The 3643-nt window shown below is 27.8% G+C and carries 3 protein-coding genes; 2 read left to right on the top strand and 1 reads right to left on the bottom strand.

Annotation, left to right across the window (positions count from 1 at the left end; translation table 11 throughout):
* Positions 1-228 precede the first annotated feature (228 nt).
* Positions 229-636: a hypothetical protein gene (locus tag I2E83_RS17875; protein ID WP_195264345.1), complete on the bottom strand. Its 408-nt coding sequence runs from the start codon at positions 634-636 to the stop codon at positions 229-231.
* A gap of 288 nt (positions 637-924) precedes the next feature.
* Between I2E83_RS17875 and I2E83_RS17870 the strand changes: the two genes are divergently transcribed.
* Both I2E83_RS17870 and clpA read left to right on the top strand, forming a co-directional pair.
* Positions 925-1224, top strand: coding sequence for an ATP-dependent Clp protease adaptor ClpS (locus tag I2E83_RS17870; RefSeq protein WP_195264346.1), 300 nt, complete (start codon positions 925-927; stop codon positions 1222-1224).
* 1 nt (position 1225) lies between these two features.
* Positions 1226-3463 carry an ATP-dependent Clp protease ATP-binding subunit ClpA gene (gene clpA, locus I2E83_RS17865; protein ID WP_195431370.1) on the top strand — a complete coding sequence of 746 codons (2238 nt, stop codon included), beginning with the start codon at positions 1226-1228 and terminating at the stop codon, positions 3461-3463.
* Positions 3464-3643 lie beyond the last annotated feature (180 nt).

The following is a 3643-nucleotide window of genomic DNA, read 5'->3' as shown; positions in this document are numbered from 1 at the left end:
CCCCTGTTCAATACAGAAATCATCTTCTTTGTGCATAACCCTTTTTTTATAATGTCCTTGACATAGGTATCAGTTTATTTCGTTAGCCCCTTTATAAAAACAAGAGATTAACTTTTTAAGTCAATAAAGCTTGCTCCAAATTGGATAAATTTTATATTAAATAGATTTTTGAGATTGCGCTTTTTTTATAAAAAATCTAGTAGGACTGTATATGAAGTTACAGTCCTACTAGATTTTCCAGTGCTCTTTAAATTTTAGAACTTCATTTAAACTTTTAGTAGACATTTGTTGAGTTAACACTAGTTCATCTTCAAGTTCAGTCATCCTCTTTCCTAGGACTTGATCTAATACAGATAAATCGTCTTGAAGTTTATCAATTACATTAAATTTCTCAGATATTATATTTAATACATGAGTAATATCATTTTTAAATTTATCTTGCTCAGATTTCATAACTTGAACTTCAGTTTGAAGTAAGGCTAAGTTGTGACTAGTGTTTAAGATAATATTTTTCATTTGGTTTAATATTTTAGGTAATTGCTTAAGCATTTCATTTGTCTCTTGTAATGTAAAATCAGTATTATCTTTTATGTGAGATGTTATACTTCCTAAATTTAAAATTTGATCTTCCAACATTTATCACCTCTTTATAATATATGCTTTTAAATATATTAGGTACATACAAAATAAAAAAAGTCAAAATGATGGTTTAAATATGTATTAATTACTAGTTTATAATTATTTATATTTTTCAATCTTTAATAATATAAATAATATATATGATAAATAAGTTTGAGTGCTTAAATAATCACTGCTATTAAAATAGAACTTAATTTATTGTATAATAGTATATAGTCTGAAATATGATATCTTAAGAAAAAAGTGTATTAATTTTTATACAACTATATTTATGGAGGAATCAATTTGGAAACTAATGCTAATATAGTAGAAAAGGTAGATTTAAAGATAAAAAAGCCTAAAAAATTTATAGTTATTATGCATAATGATGATTTTACAACTATGGAATTTGTAGTTGCAATTTTAAATGATATTTTTAATAAGAATATGGAAGAAGCTAACAAAATAATGATGGAAGTCCATAAAAATGGTAAGGGGGTAGCAGGAATATATCCATATGATATAGCTATATCAAAAGCAACTAAGGCAATGACCCTTGCTAAGGAAGAGGGATTTCCATTTAAGCTTACAGTAGAGGAGGAGTAAAATGGATATTAGTAAAGTAGTTAGAGATATTTTGCTTAGATCATATAGTAATGCAAAAGAAAATAAAAATGAATATGTAACACCAGAGCATCTATTATTAAGTGCACTAGAAGAAGATTATTTTGTTGAGATAATAAAAAAGTTAAATGGAGATGTAGAAGAACTAAAAAGTGATTTAATAAGCTATATAGATGAGTATGTTGACAAGATAGAAGATGGAGAGCCAGAAGAAAGCTTTGGTATTAGAAATATATTAATTGTTGCTACTCAGCAGGCTGCTTTTAGTGAGAAAAATGTTGTTGCACTAGAGCATATAATTGCAGCAATTTATGCACTCAAAGATAGTTATGCAGTATTCTTTCTAGAAAAGCAGGGGATAAATAAGCAAGAATTATTATTTGAACTTTCACATAATAAATCAGAAGAAGAAAATGTATCTAAAGATGCAATAAGAATAATAAGAGCAGATAAAGCTCATGAAAAGCAAAATAAAAGTATAATAAACAGTTATTGTACAAATTTAATAGATGCTGTTTCACAAGAAGAAGGCGATCCTCTAATAGGTAGAAAAGATATAATAGATAGGACAATACAAATACTTTGTAGAAGAACTAAGAATAACCCTGTTCATATAGGAGAGCCTGGAGTTGGGAAAACTGCTATAACATTAGGACTTGCAAAATTAATAAAGGAAGGAAATGTTCCAGATAAACTTAAGAATGCACAAATATTTTCCTTAGATATAGGAACTATACTTGCAGGAACAAAGTATAGGGGAGATTTTGAAGAAAGAATAAAACAAATATTAGATGAAATAAAAACTTATGAAAATCCTATAGTTTATATTGATGAAATTCATAATATAGTTGGAGCAGGAGCACTAAATGGAAGTTCATTAGATGGTGGAAGCTTAATTAAAGGTTATTTATTAGAAGGTAAAATAAGATTTATTGGAGCAACTACATTTGATGATTACAAGAAATACTTTGAAAAAGATAAAGCACTTATAAGAAGATTTCAAGTAATTGAAGTGAAAGAAACTAGTATAAAAGAAACTGTTAAAATATTAGAAGGTATTAGAGAAAATTTTGAAGAATACCATAAAGTAAAGTTTACAAATGAATCTCTAAAGGCAGCGGTTGATTTAAGTGCTAAGTATATTAACGATAGATTTTTACCAGATAAGGCAATTGATATAATAGACGAGGCTGGAGCATATGTAGACATTAATAGAGAAACTTATAAAGATGGAATAGTAGATGAAAGAGTAATTGAAGAAATAATATCTAAAATTTGTCATATTCCTAAGCAAACAATTGAAAATACCGAAATAGAATCACTTAAAATTCTAGAAAGTGAACTTAAGAAAAATATTTTTGGTCAAGATCAGGCAATAGAAGAAGTTACTAGATGCATAAAAATGTCTAGAGCAGGATTAAATGATGATAATAAACCAGTTGCATCTATGTTGTTCGTTGGGCCAACAGGAGTAGGTAAGACTGAAATTGCAAGAGTTTTAGCTAAAACATTGGGTGTTGATTTAGTAAGGTTTGATATGAGTGAGTATGGAGAAAAACATGCTGCATCAAAACTTATAGGGTCTCCTCCTGGATATGTAGGATATGAAGAAGGAGGACTCTTAACAGATACTATAAGGAAGAAACCTAATTGTGTTTTACTTTTAGATGAAATAGAAAAGGCACATTCAGACATATTAAGTGTATTGCTTCAAGTTATGGATTATGCCACACTTACAGATAATAAGGGACGAAAAGCAGATTTTAGAAATGTAATAATAATAATGACATCTAATGCCGGTGCTAGAGATATTGGTAAAAATCTTGTTGGATTTGCTAGGGACACAATAAAAATGGAAGCTATAAGTGATGAAGTTAAAAGAGCATTTACTCCTGAGTTTAGAAATAGATTAGATAAGGTTGTAGTATTTAATCAAATAAATAAAGAAATGGCTAAGGATATAGCACAAAAAGAATTAAGTAAATTTAAGGATAAACTTACAAATAAAAGTGTAAACTTAGAATTTAGTGAAGAATGTATAGATTTTGTAAGTGAAAAGGGATTATCTAAAGAATTTGGCGCAAGAGAAATTCTAAGAGTTATAAATTCAGAGATAAAACCACTGTTAGTAGATGAGTTATTATTTGGAGAATTATCGAATGGTGGAAGCTGTAAGATAGTCATAAGTAATAGCAAATTTAAGATAGAAAAAATAAATTAATATATTAGTAAGAAAAGACGTGGTTGTATCAAAATAAATTTTGATATTAGCAGATAACAGGGGAAGTTCTAATTCGAGATTCCCTTGTTGCTCATATATAAATAATAGACAAAAATTTTAATTTAAGTTTAAAAACGTCTTTAAGTAAGTAAAATCAATGGCTTAAAAGGGGCTCGCGTT

Source organism: Clostridium sp. D46t1_190503_E9 (genome assembly GCF_015555225.1).
Classification (GTDB): Bacteria; Bacillota; Clostridia; order Clostridiales; family Clostridiaceae; genus Clostridium.
This window is presented reverse-complemented; position numbering and strand designations above follow the sequence as displayed.